Raw genomic sequence first — 23,128 nt, 5'->3', positions numbered from 1 at the left:
TCCTGTGTATATTTGCCTGACTTTTAAAAGTATAGATTTAATAATAAAATAGGATGATGATTTTTAGATTATTTGAAAAATAGAGGAGATGAAAAAAACGGTTTTAATTACAGGAGCTTCAAGTGGTATTGGATTAGAATTAGCTAAAATTCATGCCGAAAAAGGGAATGATTTAGTACTTGTAGCTAGAAATGGACAGAGATTAGATGATTTGAAGATAGAATTAAAAGCTAAAAATAACATTCGGGTTTACACTATTTCTGAAGACTTAGCAAAGAGAGGTGCTGCTTTAAATATTTATAATGAGGTTAAAAAATACGGTTTAACCATAGATTATTTGATTAATAATGCTGGTTTTGGAGATTTTGGTTTGTTTACAAAATCAGATTGGAATAAAATAGATCAAATGATTCAATTAAACATAACTGCTCTAACACAGTTTACACATATATTTTTAAAAGATATGGTCAAACGTAAGAGTGGTAAGATTATGAATGTGGCATCTACGGCAGCCTTCCAACCGGGTCCTTTAATGGCGGTATATTATGCAACAAAATCATACGTTTTACATTTTACAGAAGCTATAGCTAATGAGGTAGAAGGAACAGGTGTAACGATAACAGCGTTATGCCCCGGTGCAACAGAAAGTGGATTTCAGTCAATGGCAGATATGGAAGATAGTAAATTAGTCAAAAATAAAAAATTGCCTACATCACGAGAAGTTGCTTGCTATGGGTACAAAGCCATGTTAAGAGGAGATACCGTAGCAATACATGGAATAAAAAATACACTATTAGCAAATACCGTTCGGTTTACCCCTAGGAAATGGGTTACCAAAATTACACGATTTATTCAAGAAACAGCATAGTATAAGATTACTATTAACAGTGGGTTATTATAAATAAACACCCATTGATTAAAAAAGCGATACTATTTGTTACCGCTGAAAAATAAATTTTAAGTATATGAAAGATAAAATTATTTCTAAGGCAGCTGATATGTTTTTGAAATTAGGTTTCAAAAGTGTTACTATGGATGATATTGCCTCTGAAATGTGTATTTCTAAGAAAACAATTTATAAATTTTTTAGTAATAAAGAAACCTTAATAAGAGCATCTACTTTTGTTATTCATGAAAAAGTACACAGGGTGATAGATGAAATTGTAGCAAAAAACTATAATGCCATAGAAGAAAATTTTGAAATACGTAAGATCTTTAAAGAAATGTTCCAATCGTATGATAATTCACCTCTATATCAATTAAAAAAGCATTATCCTGAAATTTATAATCAATTAATTGAGACAGAAATAGAAGATTGTAATGAAATGTTTGGGCAAAATATTCAGAAAGGAATTAAAGAAGGACTCTACAGAAAAGAGGTTCATATACCTACATATATACAATTTTATTATACACTTATATTTAGTATCAATGGAAATACACAGTTTGAAAGTGATACATTAAAATTAGAATTAGAAGCCTTAGAATATCATACTAGAGCACTTGCTACATCTAAAGGCGTAAAAGAGTTAGAAAAACAATTACTGAAATATAATAATTAGATGAAAAATTGGCATAAACTTTTATTAACGGTGTTTTTTTTAGGGCAAACTTTTGCACAAGAAAAAATGAACTATTCATTTAGTTTAAATCAAGCTGTAGATCACGCGACAAAAAATAACTATAGCACGATCAATGCAGCTAGGGATATAGAAATAGCTCAAAAGAAGAAATGGGAAACAACAGCCATAGGGTTACCTCATGTTAGTGCTAATGTGGGATATCAAAATAGTTTTAAAATTGCTACCAGTGTAATTAATATCAATGGAATGCCTACTGCATTACAATTTGGTCAATATAATTCTATGGATGCGAAGTTGACATTGAGTCAATTAATTTTTGACGGCTCTTATTTAGTGGGTCTAGAGTCAGCTAAAACATACCTAAAAATTTCTCAATACGCTAAAATTAAGACAGAACAAGAAATAAGGGAAATAACCACTAAAGCTTATGGAGATGTTTTGTTAGCACAAGAAAGTATCATGATTGTAGAACGTAATAGACAGGTACTTGAAAAAACATTAAACGATACAAAACAGATATATAAAAATGGATTTGTTGAAGAGGAATCCGTAGAACGATTACAAATTACATTATCAGAAATTAATAGTGCATTAGATTATGCAAAACGAATGGAAGTAATAGCAACTAATATGCTTAAACTTTTGATGGGAATAGAAATTGATCAAACAATTCAACTGACAGAAAAATTAGATGTACTAGCATCACAAAATGTAGATTTAGCTGTTCTATCACAAAACTTTGATACTAAAAATACAGTAGATTATCAAATTAATAATAATTTAGTAGAAACGAATCGACTACTATTAAAATTAGAAAGAAGTAAAGCATTACCCTCTTTAGGTGCTCAAATAAATTTTGGAGCGAATACTTTTGATAGTCGTTTTACTATGTTTAATGCAAATCAAAAATGGTATGACTACTCTACGCTTTCGATTGGTTTAAATATCCCATTATTTACCTCTTTTGGAAGACAAGCAAAAACAGATCAGACAAAAATTACATTTGAACAAGCAAAAACCAAATTAATTGAAACAGAGCAAAAGTTAAAGCTTCAATATCAGAAAGCAAAAAGTGATTTTGAATACAGTGTGGCACAATATGGTAATGCAAAAAATACCTTACGTTTATCGGAAAGAATTGAAAATAAACAAAATGTTAAGTTTAAAGAAGGTTTATCTACCAGTTTTGAATTTACAGAAGCGCAACGTCAATTATACGCCTCACAACAAGCTTATTTACAATCTATGGTAGAAGTTATTACCAAAAGAGCTGCTTTAGAAAAATTATTATTAAAGAACTAAAATTATATACTATCACAAATGAAAAAAATATTTATACTTACCCTGAATACCTTACTTTTAGTTTCTTGTGGAAGTAAAGAAAAATCTATCACAATTGATGCGTTAATAGAAAGTAAAAATTTAATAGAAATAAAAAATAAAAGAGCTAGTCTTCAGTCTGATTTAGCAAAATTAGATGAAGCTTTGGCAACTTTAGAAAAGAAAGAAGACGAAGCTTTAGTACAAACCATTACGGTAAAGGACACCGTTTTTAATCATTATGTTGAAATTCAAGGTAATGTAGATACACAAAAAAATGTACTAATCCAGCCTGAAATGCCGGGGACTTTAGTCAATCTAAACATAAAAGCAGGTCAGTCAGTTGCTAAAGGACAAATTTTGGGAAGAGTAGATGATGCTGGTATGAGTCAACAATTAGCAAATGTTCAAACACAATATGAGTTAGCGAAAACAACTTATGAACGTCAAAAACGTTTATGGGATCAAAAAATTGGTTCTGAAATACAATACTTACAAGCACAAACTCAAATGATAAGTTTATCAAAATCTATTAATCAAATAAAGGCACAAATTGCAAAAACCATTATCCGTGCACCTTTTAATGGTGTAATAGATGAGGTATTTGTAGAAAGAGGACAAGTAGTATCAGCTACACCACAAGGATTAATGCGTATTGTAAATTTGAGTCAAATGTATGTTAGAACAGAAGTACCAGAAATGTATTTGCCAAGAGTAAAAAAAGGAACTTCTGTAATTGTAAATATAGCCTCAATTAATAAGAATAGCGTAGGGAAAGTATGTCAAGTTGCAAAAACAATAAATCCCGCTAATAGAAGCTTTACAGTAAAAATAGATGTGTCTAATCCAGATGAATTATTAAGACCCAATCAAGTGGCTAAATTAAAAATTATGGATTATTCGAATCCTTCCGTAATATCAATACCAACAAACATAATCCAAAAAGATGGAAAAGGAAATAATTATGTTTATAAAGTTATAAATGGAAAAAAAGGAGAGAAAGTTGCTGAAAAAATTATTGTTAAAATAGGACAAACAGCTAATAATTACACCGAAATCCTTTCAGGTCTAAATCAAAAGGATGTAGTGGTTTCAGAAGGAGCAAATATGATTTCAGAAGGAATGAAACTAACTTTTTAATTCTTAAAATGAATTATATATAAAACAATTTAATATTAACTAATTTTCCTATTGACCCCTAATAGGAATTCCCCTTTTTTGGGGTTAGGGGGCTGATATGTCACACAAGCAAAAAGAATTCAGTATATCGAGTTGGGCAGTAGACAATCGAGTGACTGTTTATATATTTACCTTAATAATTGTCATGACGGGGATATATGCCTATATAACGATGCCTCGTGAAGATTTTCCAGAAGTTATAGAAAATAAGATTTATATATCTTCTATTTTTCCAGGAAATTCTGCAAAAGACGTTGAAAAATTGGTAATAAAACCATTAGAAGATGAAATAAAAAATATTAGTGGAGTTAATAAAGTAACTTCTGATTCGTATCAAGATTATGGTATCATTGTTGTTGAATTTGATGATAATATTACAACCGATCAAGGAAAAGCTTTAATTAAAGATAAAGTAGATGTTTCTAAAGCAAATATAAATTGGCCCGTATTAGATAATGGAGGGAAAGTAGAACCAAGTGTATTTAGTCTAAATATATCAGAAGAAATTCCTATTTTAAATATTAATCTTCGAGGAAATTATACAACCCAGCAATTAAAAAAATATGGGAAATATCTAGAAGAAGAAATAAAAAGAATTCCTGAAATAAAAAAAGTAGATATACTAGGCGTTGATACCAAAGAAGTGGAAATTGCAATAGATGTTTATAAAATGAATGCGGCTCAAGTAAGTTTTGATGATATAGCAAATGCCGTTCGATATGAAAATATGTCACTTTCAGGAGGAAATCTTGTTTCACAAGGCATCCGTAATAACATTCGAATTACAGGAGAAATAACCAACCCGTTAGAATTAGAAAATATTATTGTAAAAACACTAGGAGGATCGGTTTACCTAAAAGATATTGCTACTATTACTTTTAAAGAAAAAGAAAAAACCACTTTTGCACGAGAAAGAAGAGAAGAAGTTGTAATGCTGAATGTGAAGAAACGTTCTGGACAAAATATGATTTCTGCTATAGAAAAAGTAAAAGAAGTTATTAATAAAGCAAAAGAAACCGTTTTGCCTAAAGATCTAGAAATTAGCCTAACAAATGATCAGTCCTCTAAAGTAGAACATAAAGTAGAAGAACTTTCTAATCATATTATTTTTGGGATAATATTGGTTATGGTTGTTTTAATGTTTACAATGGGTTTACGCAACTCATTATTTGTAGGTGCCGCTATCCCTTTGTCAATATTTATAGCCTTTACCATTCTTCAAGGAGTAGGAGTTACGATGAATACAATGGTTTTATTTGGTCTTGTAATGGGATTAGGAATGCTAGTTGATGATGGGATAGTAGTAGTAGATAACGTATTTGCCAATATGCAAAAAGGAATGCCAAGAGTACAAGCTTCTAAAATTGGTATTGGTGAAATTGCGTGGCCTGTTATTTCATCAACAGCTACTACATTAATGGCATTTTTACCCTTTGCCTTATGGCCGGGAACTATGGGGAAATTTATGATGTATTTTCCATTGACTTTGTCAGTAACATTAGGGGCATCATTATTTGTAGCTATGGTCACAAATGCAGCCATGACAGGTGGATCTATGGATATTGTAGATCGAAACATTTCTGTTCAATCACTAAAAAATAATACCAAATTATTTTTAATCCTAGGGATTGTTTTTGTAGTTATAGGGTATTGTTTTGATGTTAAAATAGCGCGAGCAATAGGTCATATTTCTTTAATTGCAATTGCATTAATGTGGTTGTATTTTAAAAAGTTATACCAATGGACTCAAGATTTTCAACATAACTTCTTTCCTCGTATGGAAGAGAAATACAAAGAAATGTTGGCAAAAATTTTAACTGGTAAAAAAGCATGGAGAGCATTCGGAATTATTGTAATAATGTTGTTTTTCTCTTTTATATTAGTAGGTATTTTTCCAAGAAAAGTTTTATTCTTTCCTAATAATATTCCAAACCAAGTAATAGCTTATATAGAATACCCACAAGGAACCTCTATAGATAAAACAAATAAAGCCACAGATTATGTTGAAAAACAAATAATATCTGTTTTAGATAAATACGTAGATCCTAGTACTAAAGAAAATTTTCTAGCTAATTCCATTATAGCTCAAGTAGGAGTAGGAGCCATTAATCCTCAAATAGATTTAGGAGTACAATCCGAAACACCTCATAAAGGAAAAGTAACAATTAATTTCTCTGAGTTTAAATTTAGAAGAGGTATTAATACTGCTGATATAATGGAAGAAATCAGATTAAAAATCAGAACAATTCCAGGAGCTTCTGTAACCGTTGAAAAAGATGCAGCAGGACCACCCGCAGGCTATCCTATTAGTATTGAATTAACAGGAACAGATTATGATTTGATGCTAAAAGAAGCAGACAAAATGATTGATTTTTTAAATACAAAAAATATACCCGGTGTTGAAAAATTAAAAGTAGATATAAACAAAGAAAGTCCAGAGTTATCTGTAAAAATAGATAGAGTAAATGCAGGTAGCTTAGGTGCTTCTACAGGAATGACAGGTTTTACATTACGTCGTGCCGTGTATGGACAAGAAATTTCTACATACAAAGAAGGAGATGATAAATATGATATTGTAATGCGCTTGCAGAATGAACAACGTAAAAATGAAAGCACGTTATTTAATCAACCCTTAACATATAGAAACTCGAATACAGGGCAGATAATGCAAGTGCCAATTGCTGCCATATCAAATGTTGAAAAAACAAAAACATATAACCAAATAAAACGTAAAAATTATAGACGAATTATGACCGTTTACTCCAATATCCTAACGGGTTACAACGGGAATGAAATTACTAAAATTATAGCCAATGAGTTAAAAAACTATAAATTACCAAGTGATATTACTTATGGGTTTTCAGGAGTACAAGAAGAACAAGGAAAAAATCAAAGTTTTCTATTCTTTGCCTTATTCCTAGCATTAGCAGGTATTACAACTATTATTGTTTTACAATTTAATTCTATTTCCAAAACTTTAGTAATCATGTTTACCGTATTATTAAGTTTTAGCGGTGTTTTTTATGGTTATGTGATAGCTGGAATGGATTTTGTTGTTCTAATGACTATGATGGGAATTATTTCATTAGCAGGTATTGTGGTTAAAAATGGTATCGTTTTAATGGACTTTTTTGTTTTGCTTATGGATAAAAAAGTAACAGATAACGGATTACAAAGTCATGATGACTTAACATTGGAACAAATAAAAGAAGTGATTATTGAATCAGGAAAATCTCGTTTACGACCTGTATTACTAACCGCATTAACTGCCGTATTAGGATTAATTCCATTAGCAATTGGATTAAATTTTGATTTCTTTGGATTGATTACAGATCTTAACCCACATTTGTATATGGGAGGGGATAATGTTATTTTTTGGGGACCTTTAGCTTGGACTATTATTTTTGGTCTAACCTATGCAACTGTTTTAACATTGGTTATGGTACCCGTAATGTTTTATTTAGTTAAACGCATTAAATATCGTTTAAGAGATAGAAAATTAAGAAAGGAATTAAATTAATGAATTAAGACTGTCCGAAAGTAATTGTGTAATACTAATTTTATGATTTCAATAAATAAAGCAAGTTATGTAATATGTTATTTCCATTTTAACTATTTACTCCTTTTGCTTTTTTGGGTAAACTCAAATGAAATAATAAAACAAAGCAAATACAATTTACTTTTGAACAGTCTCTTTTTTTATTCGTATAACTAATAGATAATTGTAGAGAAAGGATTAATAAAATGAAACTCTAAGATAAAAGAGAAGTGGTAAATTTTCCATTTTTTGAGTAATAAAAACATGTTCTTTTAAATGACAAGAAAAGAAATTCTACATTTATTTTGCATTATATCAATTAATTTATAATGATAAGGACAATTTCGAATATAAAAAGAATTTGAGAAAATTTTGTTAATTTGTCCTATGAAAGAAAACAAAAAACAAGCAGCTATTAGTTTTATTTTTATTACACTATTAATAGATGTAATAGGATTAGGTATTATAATTCCTGTAGTTCCAAAATTAATTCAAGAACTCATTAAAGGATCGGTTAGCGAAGCTGCAAAGTATGGCGGATGGTTAACCTTTTCTTATGCTTTAACACAGTTTTTATTTGCCCCATTAATAGGCGGGTTAAGTGATAAATATGGAAGAAGACCCGTTTTGCTCCTTTCATTACTAGCTTTTTCATTGGATTATTTATTATTAGCTTTTGCACCAAGTATTACCCGGTTATTCATAGGAAGAATAATCGCTGGTATTACAGGAGCAAGCATAACCACCGCATCAGCTTATATAGCAGACATAAGTACTATTGAAAACCGTGCTAAAAATTTTGGAATGATAGGAGCTGCTTTTGGATTAGGTTTTATTATTGGTCCTGTTATTGGAGGAATGCTAGGATATTATGGGGCTCGAATCCCTTTTTATGCAGCAGCTATACTTTGTTTAATTAATTTTTTGTACGGTTATTTTATTTTACCCGAATCATTAGAAAAATCGAATAGAAGAGCATTTGAATTAAAAAGAGCCAATCCTATAGGTATTTTTCTAAATTTAAAAAAGTATCCAAAACTTATTGGACTTATACTTGCTGTTTTTTTATTGCATACAGCTTCACATGCTATACAAAGTAATTGGAGCTATTTTGCTATGTACCAGTTAAATTGGAATGAGAAAATGGTAGGGATTTCATTGGGCGTAATTGGATTACTTGTAGCACTTGTGCAAGGAGGATTAATTCGTTGGGTAAATCCTAAATTAGGCAATGAAAAAAGTATTTATGTAGGGATGGCATTATATACATTTGGAATGTTTTTATTTGCTTTTGCCACAGAAACATGGATGATGTTTGCTTTTTTAATTCCCTATTGTTTAGGAGGTATTGCAGGTCCCGCTTTACAAGCCATTATATCAGAACAAGTACCAGCATCTGAACAAGGTGAAATTCAAGGAACTCTAACAAGTTTAATAAGTGCCTCATCTATTATAGGACCTCCCATTATGTCTAGTGTTTTTTACTATTTCACCCAACAGCAAGCTCCCTTTATTTTTGCTGGAGCACCATTTGTTTTAGGAGGTATAGGGATGCTATTAAGTACAGTTATAGCTTATTTTTCTATAAAAAAGTATCATTAAGTACTATTTTTACACAAAATTAAAATCATGTTTATTCATAAATCTAACAAAAAAATATATTTTGCCAGCGATCAGCACCTTGGAGCACCCACACCTGAAATGAGTTTTCCTCGTGAACAAAAATTTGTACAATGGTTGGATATAATCAAACAAGATGCAGCAGCTATTTTCCTATTGGGTGATTTATTTGATTTTTGGTTTGAATATAAAACCGTTGTCCCTAAGGGGTTTGTACGTGTTTTGGGTAAATTAGCAGAAATTCGAGATAGTGGTATTCCTATTTATTTTTTTGTAGGGAATCATGACTTGTGGATGAATGACTATTTTGAAAAAGAGTTAAATATTCCAGTATACCACACAACTAAAGAGTTTACTTTCAATAATAAAATTTTTTTGATAGGACATGGAGATGGTTTAGGTCCCGGTGATAAAGGATACAAACGCATGAAAAAAGTGTTTACCAATCCATTTTCAAAATGGCTGTTTCGTTGGTTGCATCCTGATATAGGAGTAAAATTAGCACAGTATCTATCCGTAAAAAATAAAATGATTTCAGGAGCGGAAGATGTGAAGTTTTTAGGAGAAGATAAGGAATGGTTAATTCAGTATGCTAAGCGAAAATTAACAGCTAAACACTATGATTACTTTGTTTTTGGTCATCGTCATTTACCAATGGAAATTGCTTTAGGTAATAACTCTCAATATATTAATTTAGGAGATTGGATCGGGTATTTTACTTATGGAGTCTTTGACGGAACTAATTTTGAATTAAAAAAATATGAACTGTCTGAAAAGTAACAAATGAAGATCTAGTTTGTTACTTCGACGATAGGAGAACTCACATGATCAGTATTATGTGATTTCTCCTACTGGTCGAAATGATAGGATTGCGTCTTCTTTAGACACTCTCTTTTTTATTCCTAAATTCCGGATTAGAGTTCGTTGAAGAATGAAGTAAAATAGATTTAGCTTCGATAATTCACCTCAAGTCTAATGCGAAAATGAGGTTTTATTCACACCTTATTAATTAGAAAAGTTGTTTATAGAAACGCCTATACAATTTTCAGATAATCTATTCCCTTTTTCTGAATTAATAAAATCCATTAAAATCCATCCACATGATTTTAACTTATTACCTTTGATATAATCCGCTACTTTGGGATTAATTCGATCGGCTACAGCTACTGGATAAGCAAAAGCACTAGCTCCAGAACAATAAGTTAAGTACGTATTGATAGAATTAGAATCAGAATTTGAACGATTGATATTATCAACAATACGATCGTATTTGTAATTAATCGACGCTGGTAATATTGTATTAACCGTATAAAAATCAGAAATTTTAAAAGGATTGTAATGATCGTCGCTTATTAGAGTTCCGTTAGAAAAATTAGGATCTCCAGACCAACCTTGTACAAAAGTTGAATTTGTATACGTTTCTCTGGATAGAGGTAAAACTTTACCTCTACAATCTCCTAATAAAGTATTTGTATTCCAATTTTTCTTTACTAAGCCTTTGGATTCATATTCACTCATTTTAGTATTAAAATAATTAACCCAAATAGATTTGTCACCCCCATTCTCTTTTTTAAAAATAGTAATAATTACTTCCTTAGGATGTACTTTTAGAAAATCATTAAAATGAGACATTATTTGATCTAATGTTATATTAAGTTTTATGATTCCGTGATATCCCATAAATTGACCGTTTTCATAATTAAAACGTAAATCAAAAATCCCGGCGCCAGCCTCTAATTGATCTTTAATACTTCCGTATTGATTACTGCTAAATGCCCAATTGTTGATAGACATTGAATCATGTGTTCCAGGAATAGATAATTTAGATAAAGGAATGTTAGATCTAATGGCTGACATCCAATTATCTTTAGTTACATTAGTAGACACCCTGTCTTTTGAAAATGTTCTTTCTGTACTTTCATTAAGCGTTGGAGTTAAAGAATCTGAAGTACAAGATTGTAAAATGGCTAACAAAGCCATACCAAGTATTGTTTTTTTCATAAATAAGTTAAATTTTTTACTAATATAATGTTATATATAACAACAGGTTGTTGTTTTTTAGTTAAAGTTATTCTAAGGCTTTATAAACCTTAGATTTGCCCTCTTTGAATTTTTTAAATATTCAAGTATCTTTACACAGTCTCAAAAAGGGGTGCTTTGTTTTAAAAAAATGAACAAGGCTGAGATTATACCCAATGAACCTAGACAGGTAATGCTGTCAAGGGAAGGTCAAAAATCAACTTGTATTTTATTATAAGTTGGATTATTTATAAATACTAATGAATAATGGCCCCTTTTATTCGTAACAATTTGTAACGAATGAAAAATTCCAATCACAAGCAATTTCAACAACTGCTTTCCAATGCTGTTCTAATTACATTTACTCTAATAAGTATTACGGCATCAGGACAAGAAAAAAAAGTAGCCGATTCTACTAGGATGAATACCTTAGAAGAAGTTAAAGTTGCTTCTACTCGTTTAACTAAAAAATCACCATTTGCATTTACAGATGTTAAAAAGGAAACATTAGAACGAAATAATTTAGGGCAAGATCTTCCTATTTTATTAGATCAAATGCCTTCTGTAGTAACCACTTCAGATGCAGGAGCAGGCGTAGGCTATACGGGATTAAGAATCAGAGGTAGTGATGCTACTCGTATAAATGTAACGATTAACGGAATTCCTTATAATGATGCTGAAAGTCAAGGTACCTTTTGGGTTAATATGCCTGATTTTACAACTTCTGTAGAAAATATTCAATTACAAAGAGGAGTGGGGACTTCTACTAATGGAGCAGGAGCATTTGGAGCTAGTTTAAATTTACGTACACTCACACCTTCTATAAAGGGATATGCTACCACTTCACATAGTATTGGATCGTTTAATACTCGAAAACATAATATTACTTTTGGTTCTGGGATCAAAAATGGTTTTTATGCTGAAGGACGTCTTTCTAAAATAGCGAGTAATGGTTACATAGATCGTGCATCGTCTGATTTAAAATCTTTTTACGCAGAAGCTGGGTTTGTTGATAAACAAACGGCCATAAAAGCTTTAGTATTTGGAGGAAAAGAAATTACTTACCAATCTTGGTTTGGCACTCCAGAAGCAGTAGTTAATGGTGATATAACGGCCCTACAAGCTTATATTAATCGTAATTATCCAAGCCCACAAGAAGTAGATAATTTGTTAAATTCAGGAAGAACATATAATTATTATACATACGAAAATCAAACAGATAATTATGAGCAAATTCATTATCAACTACATTTAACACATCAATTTACAGATCGTTTATCAGGTTCTTTATCTGGAAATTATACAAAAGGAAAAGGATATTATGAAGAATTTAAAGCAGATCAAAAGCTTAAAAAATATTTTCCGGATTATCCTAACGGAAGTTCTAAATCCGATGTAGTACGTAGAAAATGGTTAGATAATGACTCTTATACACTTATTTATACATTAAATTACAACGCGAAAAATTTTAATACTAGTTTAGGTGGCGGATATAATCTATATGATGGAAGTCATTTTGGAGAATTGACTAAGCATAAGTACCTAAATCTTCCAGTTGCAAATATGAATTATTATAAGTCATTAAGTAAAAAAGAGGATTATTCTGTATACGCTAAAGCAGATTATACTTTTTTTTATAAACTACAATTGTTTTTTGATATTCAAGCGCGTCGTGTAGATTACACAACAAATGGGGTAAGCAGTGATTTAAAATGGTTAAATGTAAAGAAAACCTATGATTTTTTTAATCCCAAAGCCGGTGTGAATTTTGTTATTCACAAAAATCATACTATATATGGATCTTTTGCTCTAGCGAATAAAGAACCCAATCGTAACGATTTAACCAAAAACCCTATTGAGCCTCAGCCAGAACAATTATTAGATTACGAAGTAGGTTATCGATTTAAAAATAAAATAGCACAAGTTAATTTAAATGGATATTATATGCACTACAATAATCAATTAGTACTCACAGGAGCGTTAGATGAGGTGGGAGATCCAATTCGTGAAAATGTGAATAAAAGTCGCCGCATAGGAATTGAGGTAGAAACGAGTATTCAGCCTACTAAGTTCTTTAAATTAGATTTTAATATAACAAAAAGTGTAAACAAAATCAAGTCATTTGATTATTTAGTTGCTGTAACAGAATACGATGTAAATGGTAATGAAAGTTATTCAACAAATAGTACAAGATATGATGATACAGATATATCTTTTTCACCTAATTTAATAGGAGGAGCAACCGCCACTTTTTATCCTATTAAAAATTTAAGTATTGCTTATATCCAAAAATACGTGGGAAAACAATACTTAGATAATACCTCTTCAGAAGATAAAAAAATAAATAGCTACCACCATGGTAATTTAAGTATTCAATATCTTTTAAAACCTAAAAATTTTGCCGAAATTAACCTTCATTTGTTGATTAATAATGTATACAACAAACTATATGAATCAAACGGTTATACGTATAGTTACTATAATCGCCCCCTAGGTTCTAATCATTCTGCGATAACTGAAAATTTTTATTATCCACAAGCTGGAAGAAATTTTTTAACAGGAATAACACTCAAATTTTAAACCTATATTCCGCATCTGCGAGAGAAAATTTCCGTTTATTTTATTTCTCTATCTTTCATCTTCATCACGAAGTTTAATGTGAAATTTGGGCTAAAGTAAAATCCTATTTGTTAGATTTTTCACCTAACAAATAGGATTTATTCATGATAATCAGCTTAAGCAGAAATTATGAATCAAAACGGTATACTAAATGCCTTATAAAATAAGAAAAATAGCTATATTATTCCAGTTTATTAATTTGATATAATGTTTTAATCTTATTGACAATAGTTTGTGCCAGTTTTTCTTTACTTTCAAAAGTCCAACCTGCAATATGAGGAGTTAGTAAAACATTAGAGGCATTCAGTAAGTATTCAAATGCAGGTGATCTTTGTTCTTCAAAGAGCGTTTCGAAAGAGAGTTTTTCATATTCTAATACATCCAATCCTGCTCCCAAAATTTTCTTTTCTTTAAGAGCATCAACTAAATCTGTAGTTACAACACTTTTACCTCTAGCGGTATTAATTAGCCAAAAAGGTTTTCTAAACCCATTAATAAAAGAGGCGTTAACCATTTTATCTGTTTCAGGAGTCCAAGGCGTATGTAAACTTAATACGTCGGCTTTGTTTTGAAGTTCTTGTAGATTAACTTGCCTTGCATTTTCATTACCTACATTAGGAAGAATATCATAACAAATTACTTCTACATCAAAACCACTTAGTTTTTTTTGCAAAAGATTTTCCCATATTACCATAACCTATGATTCCAACGATTTTACCATCTAGTTCATGTCCGCGATTGGCTTCTCGGTTCCATAATCCAGATTTAACTTCTGTATCAGCTTTATTTAAATTATTAAAAAGAGAAAGGAGCATTCCTAAAGCTTGTTCTCCCACTGCATTTTGATTTCCTTCGGGAGCAGCTATTAAGTGAATACCTTTAGTTTGTGCGTAATTACAATCTATACTTTCAAGTCCAGCTCCTACACGTGCAATAAATTGTAATTGAGATGCTTTATCTAGAAATGTTTTGTCAATTTTAAATCGACTACGAATTATAATACCGTGGTATTCATGAATTTTTTTTCAATCTCTTCTTTTGAAGAAGTAAAATCATCCTGATTTTGAAAACCAGCTATTTCTAGTTGTTTTTTTAATAGAGGGTGATTACTATCTATATGTAGTATTTTAATATTATGAGGTTCCAATGTTATAAGTTTTCTTCAAATATAAGAAGTTTAAAAACCTAAAATAAGTCGAGCAATAGTAAAATAGATTAAAATGCCTAAAATATCATTACTTGTTGTGATAAATGGGCCTGTAGCAAGGGCTGGATCAATACCATTTTTATTTAAAATAATAGGAATGAAAGTTCCTATTAATGAAGCAATTACAATAACGGATAATAAAGCTGTAGTAACCGTTAATCCGATATGAATTTCAAAACCTAATAAATAGTAACTTCCTAATAATAAGATGATAGAAAGTATTAAACCATTTAATAAACTTAGGGATAGTTCTTTTAATAAACGTTGTAAAACAGTTCCACTAATAGAATTGTTAGCTAAACCTTGTACAATGATAGCAGACGATTGTACCCCTACATTACCTCCCATAGCAGCAATTAAAGGAGTAAAAAGAATAATTGAGGGTGTTCTTTCATAGCAGGTTCAAATAAGCCTAAAACACGAACACTTACAAAACCTCCTAAAAGTGCTAAAACTAACCAAGGTAAACGAGCTCTTGTAAGCTCTAAAATACTATCATCTGCCTCAACATCTTGTGAAATACCTGCCGCCATCTGATAATCTTTATCAGCCTCTTCTTTAATTACGTCTACTATATCATCAATAGTAATACGTCCTACTAAACGCCCCATTTCATCTACAACGGGTATAGCCTCTAAATCATATTTTTGCATGATACGTGCTACTTCAGTATCCATTGTATCTACTTTTACATAATCTACTTTTTTGATATATACTTCGCTAATAGGTGTTTTGGTAGATGTGGTTAGTAAGTCTTTTAGAGAAAGTCTCCCTTTTAAACGATCTTCATCATCTACAACATAAATGGAGTGTACTCGTGTAACATGTTCTGCTTGCATACGCATTTCTTTTACACAAGTTAGTACATTCCAATTTTCATTTACCTTTACTAATTCTTTACCCATTAAACCACCTGCGGTGTCTTCGTCGTAACGGAGTAATTCTACTATATCTTTAGCGTGTTCAACATCTTCTAATTTTAAAATTACCTCTTCTTTTTTAGACTGTGGTAATTCGGCAATGATATCAGCAGCATCATCTGTATCTAATTCGTCTATTTCTTCCGCAATTTCTTTAGCAGAAAGATTTTTAAGAATTTTTATACGTACTTCGTCATCTAGCTCTAAAAGAGCATCCGCTGTTTTTTCAGAATCTAATATTTTAAAAACATAATTAGCCCCATATTCATCTAATTCATCTAAAATTTCAGCAATATCTGCAAAGTGGATATCCTGCAACAAGTTTTCTAATTCCTGTGCACGGTTTTCATTTACTAAATGCTCTATTTGAGCGATGAATTCTGGGGTAATTTTAAACTCCATCTGCTTCAATTTTTTGAGTGAGTTCTATGAATTGCTCTACTGATATTTGTTCTGGGCGAAGGTCAAAGATACTATCTTCTCTTAAATTATCCGAAAGATTAAAGCTTTTTAAACTATTTCGTAATGTTTTTCTTCTTTGATTAAAAGCTGTCTTTACCACATTAAAGAATAATTTTTCATTACAAGGTAACGGAGCATTTTCTTTACGGCGCATACGCATAACACCTGACTTTACTTTAGGAGGAGGTGTAAAAACAAATTCTGAAACAGTAAATAGGTATTCTGTTTCATAAAAGGCTTGTGTTAATACAGAAAGAATACCGTAAGCTTTACTTCCTTTTTTTTCACAAATACGTTCTGCTACTTCCTTTTGAAACATGCCCGCAAATTCAGGTATTTGATTGCGCATTTCTAATACCTTAAAAACAATTTGGGAAGAAATATTATAAGGGAAATTACCAATCACAGCAAAAGAATCATTCCCGAAAATTTTGGTTAAATCAAACTTTAAGAAATCTTCTGAAAGAATTCTATTAGATAGTTTTAAATAATGTGTTTGAAGATATTCTACTGATTCTGTATCTATTTCGATTACATAAGTATCAATGGGTTTTTCTAGAAGATACTTGGTTAAAACTCCCATTCCCGGGCCTATTTCTAATACTTTATTATAGCCCTGTAAGCGGAGTGCATCAGCTATTTTTCCAGCAATATTTTCATCATTTAAAAAATGCTGACCTAGGTGTTTTTTTGCTCTTACTTTATCCATTGTTTTTTATTTCAAGTTTTACGTTTTTTAACACGTAAAACATTTCAGATTGAGATTAGACTTGTTAATTTACCATTCTTAAATTTTGCTTTGTATTTAATCCAAAATCAACTGCTGAATGTCTTCTAAAAGTTTAAAGCTCTTCTTATCATTAGCTTTCTTGCTCTATAGTTATTACTATTGAGTTGAGCGAATTATAAAATTTTCGTATTTCAATTTTCTATCATTTTCAGTTTTATATTTTACAAGAAATATATTTACCTGTTTTTGATATTTGATATGCACAAAGACGTATTTAATTCTTGATTGTTTTAAAAACGTTTTGCATAGTTATTTGTTCTTTTTTTATTAGTAAAAAAATATAGCAACTTTTAATGTTCTGAAATGATTTCTAATTCAGTCCTAAATGCTAACATTTTATCGCCAAAAAGCTGTAATCCTTCTTCACGTAAACGAGGTGCATCTTCATCATAGTAACGTTGTAAAGTTTCTTTACTGTCTGTAAAATATTGAACGGCGTATGTTATTCCGCCCATTTCTTCTTCTACTAAAACTTTTACCATTTTAGCGGATGTAAATTTACCCGTTCCAATTACTTCTGCAATATGTTTCGTTTGCATCCAATTTAACCATTGGTCATGAATACTTTCATGAATATTTACAGTAACATTATATATGATCATTTTAAAAAAAATTATGAGGTTATATGTTTAGAAATCTAGAAGTTTACTTATGCAAAGATAATCAAAACGGATGAAGGCTTATACACTCTTTTATAAATTACTATCACCTCTTAGTTTCCTATAATTTAGTTGCGCTTCTACAAAGTAGATGCTATCGGGATGGTTTAGAATAATTTTTTCATATAATTCTTTGGCTTTATCGGGTTGTTGGAGGTGTTTTCTAAAAATTTCGGCACTAAAAAACAACGCTTCATCTATATAAATTTCTTCTGAATGCTTTTCAATAATTTGTTGATAGTTGTTTAATGCTTCAGTATATTCTTGCCTGTTGGTGTACAATGCTCCTATTTTTAATAACACATCATCTTCAATACTTTCTCCTTTATGTTCTATTAAAATCTTTTTAAAAGCTTCCAAAGCTTCGGTTTGTTTGTTTTGGTAAGTTAAATAATCAGCTCTTGAAAATTTTTTTAAAGCTATTTGGGTTGAGTCTTCTACCGTGTTATCAGATATAAGTAAAAAAAAGTTGCATAGCATCATTTGCAATAAGTTGAGAAGTAGATGATTTTAATACTTCAAATTGCTTTTTAGCCCATTCAAAGTCGCCTTTATAGTAACTTGCTTTTGCCATTTTTAAAAGGGCATCATGTGCTATTTCATTATTTTCCAATTCAGTTTCAACTTGTGCATAATAAATAATAGCTTGATTAAATTTTTCATCTAGAAGTAATATATCGGCCAATTCTAATTTAACGTCGGCTAAAGCATATTGATTTAAAGGTAACTGTAGCGATTTGAATAATAAAGTTTTAGCGTTTTCGAATTGTTTTAAGTAAAAAGCTTCAAAATGTGCTTTTAAAATTTGAATTTTAACGGTATTAGAACCTGTTCCAAAGTCAACTAAAAGTTTATTGAGTTTGTCTAAAATTAAAGGATATTCTTCTTTTTAGCACGATCAATATCTATTTTTAATAAGTTGTAATTAACCTCTAGTTGAATATCGGGTTGAGTAGTGTATTCGAGTATAAAATTTAAGATTTCGCGTTCCGTATCTGTTTCTTTTTCTTGTGAAGCTAATCGTGCTAGATGAAATAGATTGTTAAAGCTTTCAGGATTACGACGATAAATTGCTTTTTCTTGTATAAAGGCTTTGTTGTATTCTTTTTGGTTGATAAAAAACCAACTCATGAACTCATTCCAAAATAGATCTTGATTTTTTGAGTACGTAACAATAATGATTTTCGTAAAGTGTCTGCAAAGGTTTTGCTATGATCCTCTGTTAAAAAACGATTAAGCTGATTTTGTACTAATACGAGATTGTTAGGAAATTTGTAGGCATAATCTATTAATGATTCAATCATGGAGTCAATATTGCCTAATTGTCCCTGTAATAGGGCTATTTGATAATTAAAATTAGCTTCGGGATTTAGTTTTTGCGCTAATGTATAGGCTTCTACAGCTTGTGTAAGCAGTACTTTTTGTTCTAGCTCCCGTGCAATGCTGTATACATTGTTAGGGTTTTCATTTATTTTACCGATTGCTATTTTGTAATTTTTTTCGGCTAAATCTTGTTGTTTCTGGAGTTGATAATTGTATCCTAACTCTACATATAAATTGGGGTATTTTGTTCTTTTTAGTTTTTCTTGTATTAACACATTTGATTTTTCAAATTGTTTTAATTGTTGATAGCACGCAACTAATTTTTGAAAAAAAGGATAATTATTAGGTTGTTTTTTGAGTAATTCTTCATAAATAAGAACCGCTTTATCAAACTCGCCACGGTCAAAATAATTTTGAGCCAAGTATTCATTGGGATTATTATTTTGAGGTACATTGACTTGCGGCGTTCCTCCGGTGGTGGTGTTACCGTGTATACTTGGCCTACAACTAATAAAGGCCAAAATAATAGTATTTGGATTATTTTCTTCATTTAATCTAAAAAAACAATGTACTAAAGTTACAATAATTTAGTCACTTTAGTACATTATAATAAATTACTATATAGTTTAGTCTATAATATCAAAACCAGTATATTTTCTTAATACTTCTGGAATTATGATTCCTTCTGGTGTTTGATAGTTTTCTAAAATTCCAGCTAATACACGAGGTAGAGCTAATGAGCTACCATTTAGAGTATGGGCTAATTGCGTTTTTCCATCTTTCCCTTTAAAGCGTAATTTTAAGCGGTTCGATTGAAAGGTTTCAAAGTTAGATACTGAAGATATTTCTAACCAACGGTCTTGTGCTGTTGAAAATACTTCAAAATCATAGGTTAATGCTGAGGCAAAACTCATATCACCTCCACACAAACGTAAAATACGATATGGTAATTTTAACTCTCGTAAAATTTCTTTTACGTGTTCCACCATTCCATCTAAAGCTTGGTAAGAATTATCGGGATGTTCAATACGAACAATTTCTACTTTATCAAATTGGTGCAAACGATTTAAGCCGCGAACATGTGCGCCATAAGAACCAGCTTCGCGACGGAAACAAGGTGTATATCCTGTTACCATTACAGGCATTTCGGTTTCTTGTAAAATAACATCGCGGTATAAGTTGGTTACAGGAACTTCCGCAGTTGGAATTAAATATAAATCATCAATTCCTACATGGTACATTTGTCCTTCTTTATCAGGTAACTGTCCTGTTCCGTAGCCTGATGCTTCATTAATTAGATGAGGTACTTGTACTTCGTTATATCCGGCTTCTGTATTTTTATCAATGAAGTAATTGATTAAAGCACGTTGTAACTTAGCTCCTTTTCCTTTATAAACAGGAAAACCAGCACCTGTGATTTTAGTCCCTAACTCAAAATCAATAATATCATATTTTTTAGCTAATTCCCAATGCGGTAAAGCGCCTTCATGTAAGCTAGGAATTTCACCTTCTTGAAAAACATTTAAGTTATCGTCTGCTGTTTTTCCTTCAGGAACAATTTCAGCGGGAGTATTAGGTAACAGATATAGCTGTTGGGTTAGCTCTTCCGTAATACTATTTAACGTTTCTGTTAGTTCTTTACTTTCATCACGTAATTGAGTCGTTTTTTCCTTAATGATTTCTGCTTTGGCTTTTTCACCTGCTTTCATCATAGCTCCGATCTCTTTGGACAATTTATTAGATTCCGCCAATACATTATCTAACTCTACTTGAGTAGCACGACGTTTTTCGTCAAGAGCTACCACATTTTCTATCAGGGCTGCGGCATCTATTTTTTTTTTGCCAAAGCGTTGATTACGGCTGCTTGGTTTTCTCTAATAACTGCTATTTGTAACATACTAATAAATTTTAACAATCGCAAATTTAAAAATTCTATTATAGCTTTCCTTAATCTAAAACATTTATTTTTTAGAAATTAATATAGAATAAAAAATATCTTAGGTTTTTTTTAAATCCAAATCATACCTTTAGAAATTTATTTCAAATAAACATGCTTTGATTCTAAAAAGCCCTTTTTTGCCTTAATGTATTAAATCCAGATTACGCATTATAAAAAATAAATTTTATAACTTACTGAAATAGAAGGTTTATTTGTTTGATAATTCTAGTTCGTAATTTTATATAGTACTAATAATCAGTAAAATATGTTTTTTTAAAATCTCTAAGGCGTAATCAGGGTTAAAATTAGTATTATACTAAAAAACCATGTATTTTGTCTTCATCATAAAGCTTATCCTGTAATCTGGGTGTAAAAAAGAGATAAGATAAAGAAAGTGTGGTAAAATAGAAGGAAAATGTAAAATGGTTAAAAATAGACGAAACCATGAGGCTATCCTAAAAAAAATAAATAGCCTCATGGTTTGTTTTAGTAACTTTATAGTAGATTAAAAAAACCAAGGTTGCAACAATAATAGCTGCTAGTACGCAGATAAAATCAACTAAAAGCATTGTTCCTAAAGTATAGCGTGTATTTTTAATATTAACAGAACCAAAATATACGGCTATTACATAAAATGTGGTTTCGGCACTACATTGAAAAATACAAACTAATCGCCCTGTAAAAGAATCTACGCCTGAGTTTCGCATGGCATCTATCATAAAACCACGTGAACCTCCAGAGCTAAATGGTCGTAATAGAGCAACGGGAAGTCCGTCTGTAATTTCTTTACTGACTCCTATTTGACCAAATAAAAATCGAATGCCATTACTTACTATTTCAAATAATCCACTATTTCTAAAAAAAGATATGGCAACTAGCATTCCCATAACATAAGGAAATATTTTTACTCCCGTATTTAATCCGTTACGTGCGCCATCAACAAAAGTGTCAAAAATGGTCGTATTAGCCAAAGTAAATTTCTTTTCATGAATAAAAGAAAATATGAGGGTAAATCCTATAATGATTATGAGCATTAATCCAGATAAATTACCAGTAAAAGCGTTTTTTTCTATTAAATCCAGTGTATTGATGTAAAATAATAACCCTATAATGGCTCCTATGGTTCCCATTAAAGCGGCTAGTAAACTTATACTTTTAAAATTGATGCGTTGACGAATACCAACTATCAGTAAAGCAGCTATTGTACCAATGAATGATGTAATGATACAAGGAAGCATGACATCTGCGGCATTTGCTGCATTTTCGGCTGCTCTGTATCCAATAATGGAAGTAGGAATAAGGGTAAGACCTGCTGCATGTAGACACATAAACATAATTTGGGCATCACTGGCCTTATCTTTATTAGGATTTAGTGTTTGTAAACTTTCCATTGCTTTAAGACCAAAAGGAGTAGCAGCGGAATCTAAACCTAAAAAATTAGCAGCAAAATTTAGTGTCATATATGATATAGATTCATGATTTTTGGGAACTGAAGGGAATACTTGTGCAAAAAAAGGACTTAGTTTTTGAGCTAATTTTTCAGAAGCACCAGAAATAATTAATAATTCCATTAATCCACAAAAGAAGGCTAGGTAGGCAATTAACGGAATAATGAGATCTAGTAAACTATTTTTGCAAGTGGGAAGTAATCCGTCTGCTTTTTGGATGCCGCTATATAACTTAACGGTTTTGTTTTTATAAATGTAAGTAGTGTCTGAGTCAAGAGTGTCTCTGTTGATAACGACTGTTTTTTCAGGATTTTTTTAATACTATCTGCTATAAATTTAGGGATTTGCTCTAAATATTTTTCAGATAGTAAGATAGGATCGTCTTTTTTTCCATTTAAAATATAATCTGTACTATAACTACCTCCATTAAAAAGATTTATAACGATAAAAAATATAGACGATATAAAAATTGCTAACCAAAATCTGCTTAAAACCATAGCTC

Annotated in this window: 15 protein-coding genes and 4 pseudogenes; 8 read left to right on the top strand and 11 right to left on the bottom strand. The window is 30.7% G+C overall.

The genetic code is table 11. The features are described from left to right. The first annotated feature begins 88 nt into the window (after window positions 1-88). The 7 genes from JJC05_RS07695 (at window position 89) to JJC05_RS07665 (ending at window position 10,020) form a co-directional block, all read left to right on the top strand. A complete protein-coding gene (locus JJC05_RS07695; RefSeq protein ID WP_105195946.1) occupies window positions 89-868 on the top strand; it encodes an SDR family NAD(P)-dependent oxidoreductase in 780 nt (259 codons plus the stop codon). Between the two features lie 97 nt (window positions 869-965). Next, complete coding sequence (locus JJC05_RS07690) at window positions 966-1,562, top strand: TetR/AcrR family transcriptional regulator (RefSeq protein ID WP_088392991.1); 597 nt, start codon at window positions 966-968, stop codon at window positions 1,560-1,562. Between the two features lie 66 nt (window positions 1,563-1,628). Next, entirely contained in the window at window positions 1,629-2,885 is a 1,257-nt protein-coding gene (locus JJC05_RS07685) for a TolC family protein (protein WP_258929624.1), read from the top strand. 18 nt (window positions 2,886-2,903) lie between these two features. Continuing rightward, entirely contained in the window at window positions 2,904-4,043 is a 1,140-nt protein-coding gene (locus JJC05_RS07680) for an efflux RND transporter periplasmic adaptor subunit (protein ID WP_088392995.1), read from the top strand. Window positions 4,044-4,140: 97 nt separating this feature from the next. After that, window positions 4,141-7,602, top strand: coding sequence for an efflux RND transporter permease subunit (locus tag JJC05_RS07675; RefSeq protein WP_105195948.1), 3,462 nt, complete (start codon window positions 4,141-4,143; stop codon window positions 7,600-7,602). Window positions 7,603-8,007: 405 nt separating this feature from the next. Continuing rightward, on the top strand, window positions 8,008-9,222 hold the full coding sequence (locus tag JJC05_RS07670) for a TCR/Tet family MFS transporter (protein ID WP_235878701.1): 1,215 nt from the start codon (window positions 8,008-8,010) through the stop codon (window positions 9,220-9,222). A gap of 27 nt (window positions 9,223-9,249) precedes the next feature. Then, window positions 9,250-10,020 (top strand): UDP-2,3-diacylglucosamine diphosphatase, encoded by a 771-nt coding sequence (locus JJC05_RS07665; protein WP_127823464.1) that lies wholly within the window; start codon window positions 9,250-9,252, stop codon window positions 10,018-10,020. Between the two features lie 225 nt (window positions 10,021-10,245). On the opposite strand, the gene JJC05_RS07660 is transcribed toward JJC05_RS07665, so the two are convergent. Further along, window positions 10,246-11,241: a PI-PLC domain-containing protein gene (locus tag JJC05_RS07660; RefSeq protein WP_235878699.1), complete on the bottom strand. Its 996-nt coding sequence runs from the start codon at window positions 11,239-11,241 to the stop codon at window positions 10,246-10,248. 318 nt (window positions 11,242-11,559) lie between these two features. On the opposite strand from JJC05_RS07660, the gene JJC05_RS07655 reads away from it, so the two are divergent. Continuing rightward, entirely contained in the window at window positions 11,560-13,839 is a 2,280-nt protein-coding gene (locus JJC05_RS07655; protein WP_235878697.1) for a TonB-dependent receptor, read from the top strand. Window positions 13,840-14,059: 220 nt separating this feature from the next. Here JJC05_RS07655 and JJC05_RS07650 read toward each other — a convergent pair. The 10 genes and pseudogenes from JJC05_RS07650 to JJC05_RS07620 form a co-directional block, all read right to left on the bottom strand. Beyond that, window positions 14,060-15,025 (bottom strand): annotated as a pseudogene (locus tag JJC05_RS07650) (2-hydroxyacid dehydrogenase). Between the two features lie 30 nt (window positions 15,026-15,055). Beyond that, window positions 15,056-16,407 (bottom strand): annotated as a pseudogene (mgtE, locus tag JJC05_RS07645) (magnesium transporter). Beyond that, window positions 16,397-17,176, bottom strand: a complete 780-nt coding sequence (gene rsmA, locus JJC05_RS07640) for a 16S rRNA (adenine(1518)-N(6)/adenine(1519)-N(6))-dimethyltransferase RsmA (RefSeq protein ID WP_088393893.1) — start codon at window positions 17,174-17,176, stop codon at window positions 16,397-16,399. Before rsmA ends, mgtE begins: the two are co-directional and overlap by 11 nt. A gap of 371 nt (window positions 17,177-17,547) precedes the next feature. Further along, a complete protein-coding gene (locus JJC05_RS07635) occupies window positions 17,548-17,859 on the bottom strand; it encodes a DUF4286 family protein (protein ID WP_127823466.1) in 312 nt (103 codons plus the stop codon). 90 nt (window positions 17,860-17,949) lie between these two features. Next, entirely contained in the window at window positions 17,950-18,399 is a 450-nt protein-coding gene (locus JJC05_RS18155; protein WP_309597452.1) for a tetratricopeptide repeat protein, read from the bottom strand. After that, complete coding sequence (locus JJC05_RS18150) at window positions 18,365-18,601, bottom strand: outer membrane protein assembly factor BamD (protein WP_309597451.1); 237 nt, start codon at window positions 18,599-18,601, stop codon at window positions 18,365-18,367. The genes JJC05_RS18155 and JJC05_RS18150 overlap by 35 nt, the downstream gene beginning before the upstream one ends. Window positions 18,602-18,786: 185 nt before the next feature. Continuing rightward, complete coding sequence (locus tag JJC05_RS18145) at window positions 18,787-19,047, bottom strand: hypothetical protein (protein WP_309597450.1); 261 nt, start codon at window positions 19,045-19,047, stop codon at window positions 18,787-18,789. Continuing rightward, on the bottom strand, window positions 19,044-19,760 hold the full coding sequence (locus JJC05_RS18140) for a tetratricopeptide repeat protein (RefSeq protein ID WP_309597449.1): 717 nt from the start codon (window positions 19,758-19,760) through the stop codon (window positions 19,044-19,046). The genes JJC05_RS18145 and JJC05_RS18140 overlap by 4 nt, the downstream gene beginning before the upstream one ends. 105 nt (window positions 19,761-19,865) lie before the next feature. Continuing rightward, window positions 19,866-21,136: pseudogene (gene serS / locus JJC05_RS07625) on the bottom strand (serine--tRNA ligase). Window positions 21,137-21,633: 497 nt separating this feature from the next. Continuing rightward, window positions 21,634-23,123: pseudogene (locus JJC05_RS07620) on the bottom strand (spore maturation protein). Window positions 23,124-23,128 lie beyond the last annotated feature (5 nt).

It is taken from the genome of Flavobacterium davisii, assembly GCF_019565505.1.
Lineage (GTDB): Bacteria > Bacteroidota > Bacteroidia > Flavobacteriales > Flavobacteriaceae > Flavobacterium > Flavobacterium davisii.
Note: the sequence above shows the minus strand (reverse complement) of the source record. Positions and strands in the feature narration are given on the sequence as shown.

What these genes read in the sequence shown, in the direction of transcription:
- JJC05_RS07695 (WP_105195946.1), top strand. Translation starts at nt 89, where the DNA reads ATGAAAAAAACGGTTTTAATTACAGGAGCTTCAAGTGGTATTGGATTA.
- JJC05_RS07660 (WP_235878699.1), bottom strand. Translation starts at nt 11,241, where the DNA reads ATGAAAAAAACAATACTTGGTATGGCTTTGTTAGCCATTTTACAATCT.
- JJC05_RS07675 (WP_105195948.1), top strand. Translation starts at nt 4,141, where the DNA reads ATGTCACACAAGCAAAAAGAATTCAGTATATCGAGTTGGGCAGTAGAC.
- JJC05_RS07680 (WP_088392995.1), top strand. Translation starts at nt 2,904, where the DNA reads ATGAAAAAAATATTTATACTTACCCTGAATACCTTACTTTTAGTTTCT.
- JJC05_RS07665 (WP_127823464.1), top strand. Translation starts at nt 9,250, where the DNA reads ATGTTTATTCATAAATCTAACAAAAAAATATATTTTGCCAGCGATCAG.
- JJC05_RS07635 (WP_127823466.1), bottom strand. Translation starts at nt 17,859, where the DNA reads ATGATCATATATAATGTTACTGTAAATATTCATGAAAGTATTCATGAC.
- JJC05_RS07690 (WP_088392991.1), top strand. Translation starts at nt 966, where the DNA reads ATGAAAGATAAAATTATTTCTAAGGCAGCTGATATGTTTTTGAAATTA.
- JJC05_RS18155 (WP_309597452.1), bottom strand. Translation starts at nt 18,399, where the DNA reads ATGATGCTATGCAACTTTTTTTTACTTATATCTGATAACACGGTAGAA.
- rsmA (WP_088393893.1), bottom strand. Translation starts at nt 17,176, where the DNA reads ATGGATAAAGTAAGAGCAAAAAAACACCTAGGTCAGCATTTTTTAAAT.
- JJC05_RS07670 (WP_235878701.1), top strand. Translation starts at nt 8,008, where the DNA reads ATGAAAGAAAACAAAAAACAAGCAGCTATTAGTTTTATTTTTATTACA.
- JJC05_RS07655 (WP_235878697.1), top strand. Translation starts at nt 11,560, where the DNA reads ATGAAAAATTCCAATCACAAGCAATTTCAACAACTGCTTTCCAATGCT.
- JJC05_RS07685 (WP_258929624.1), top strand. Translation starts at nt 1,629, where the DNA reads ATGAACTATTCATTTAGTTTAAATCAAGCTGTAGATCACGCGACAAAA.
- JJC05_RS18145 (WP_309597450.1), bottom strand. Translation starts at nt 19,047, where the DNA reads ATGAGTTGGTTTTTTATCAACCAAAAAGAATACAACAAAGCCTTTATA.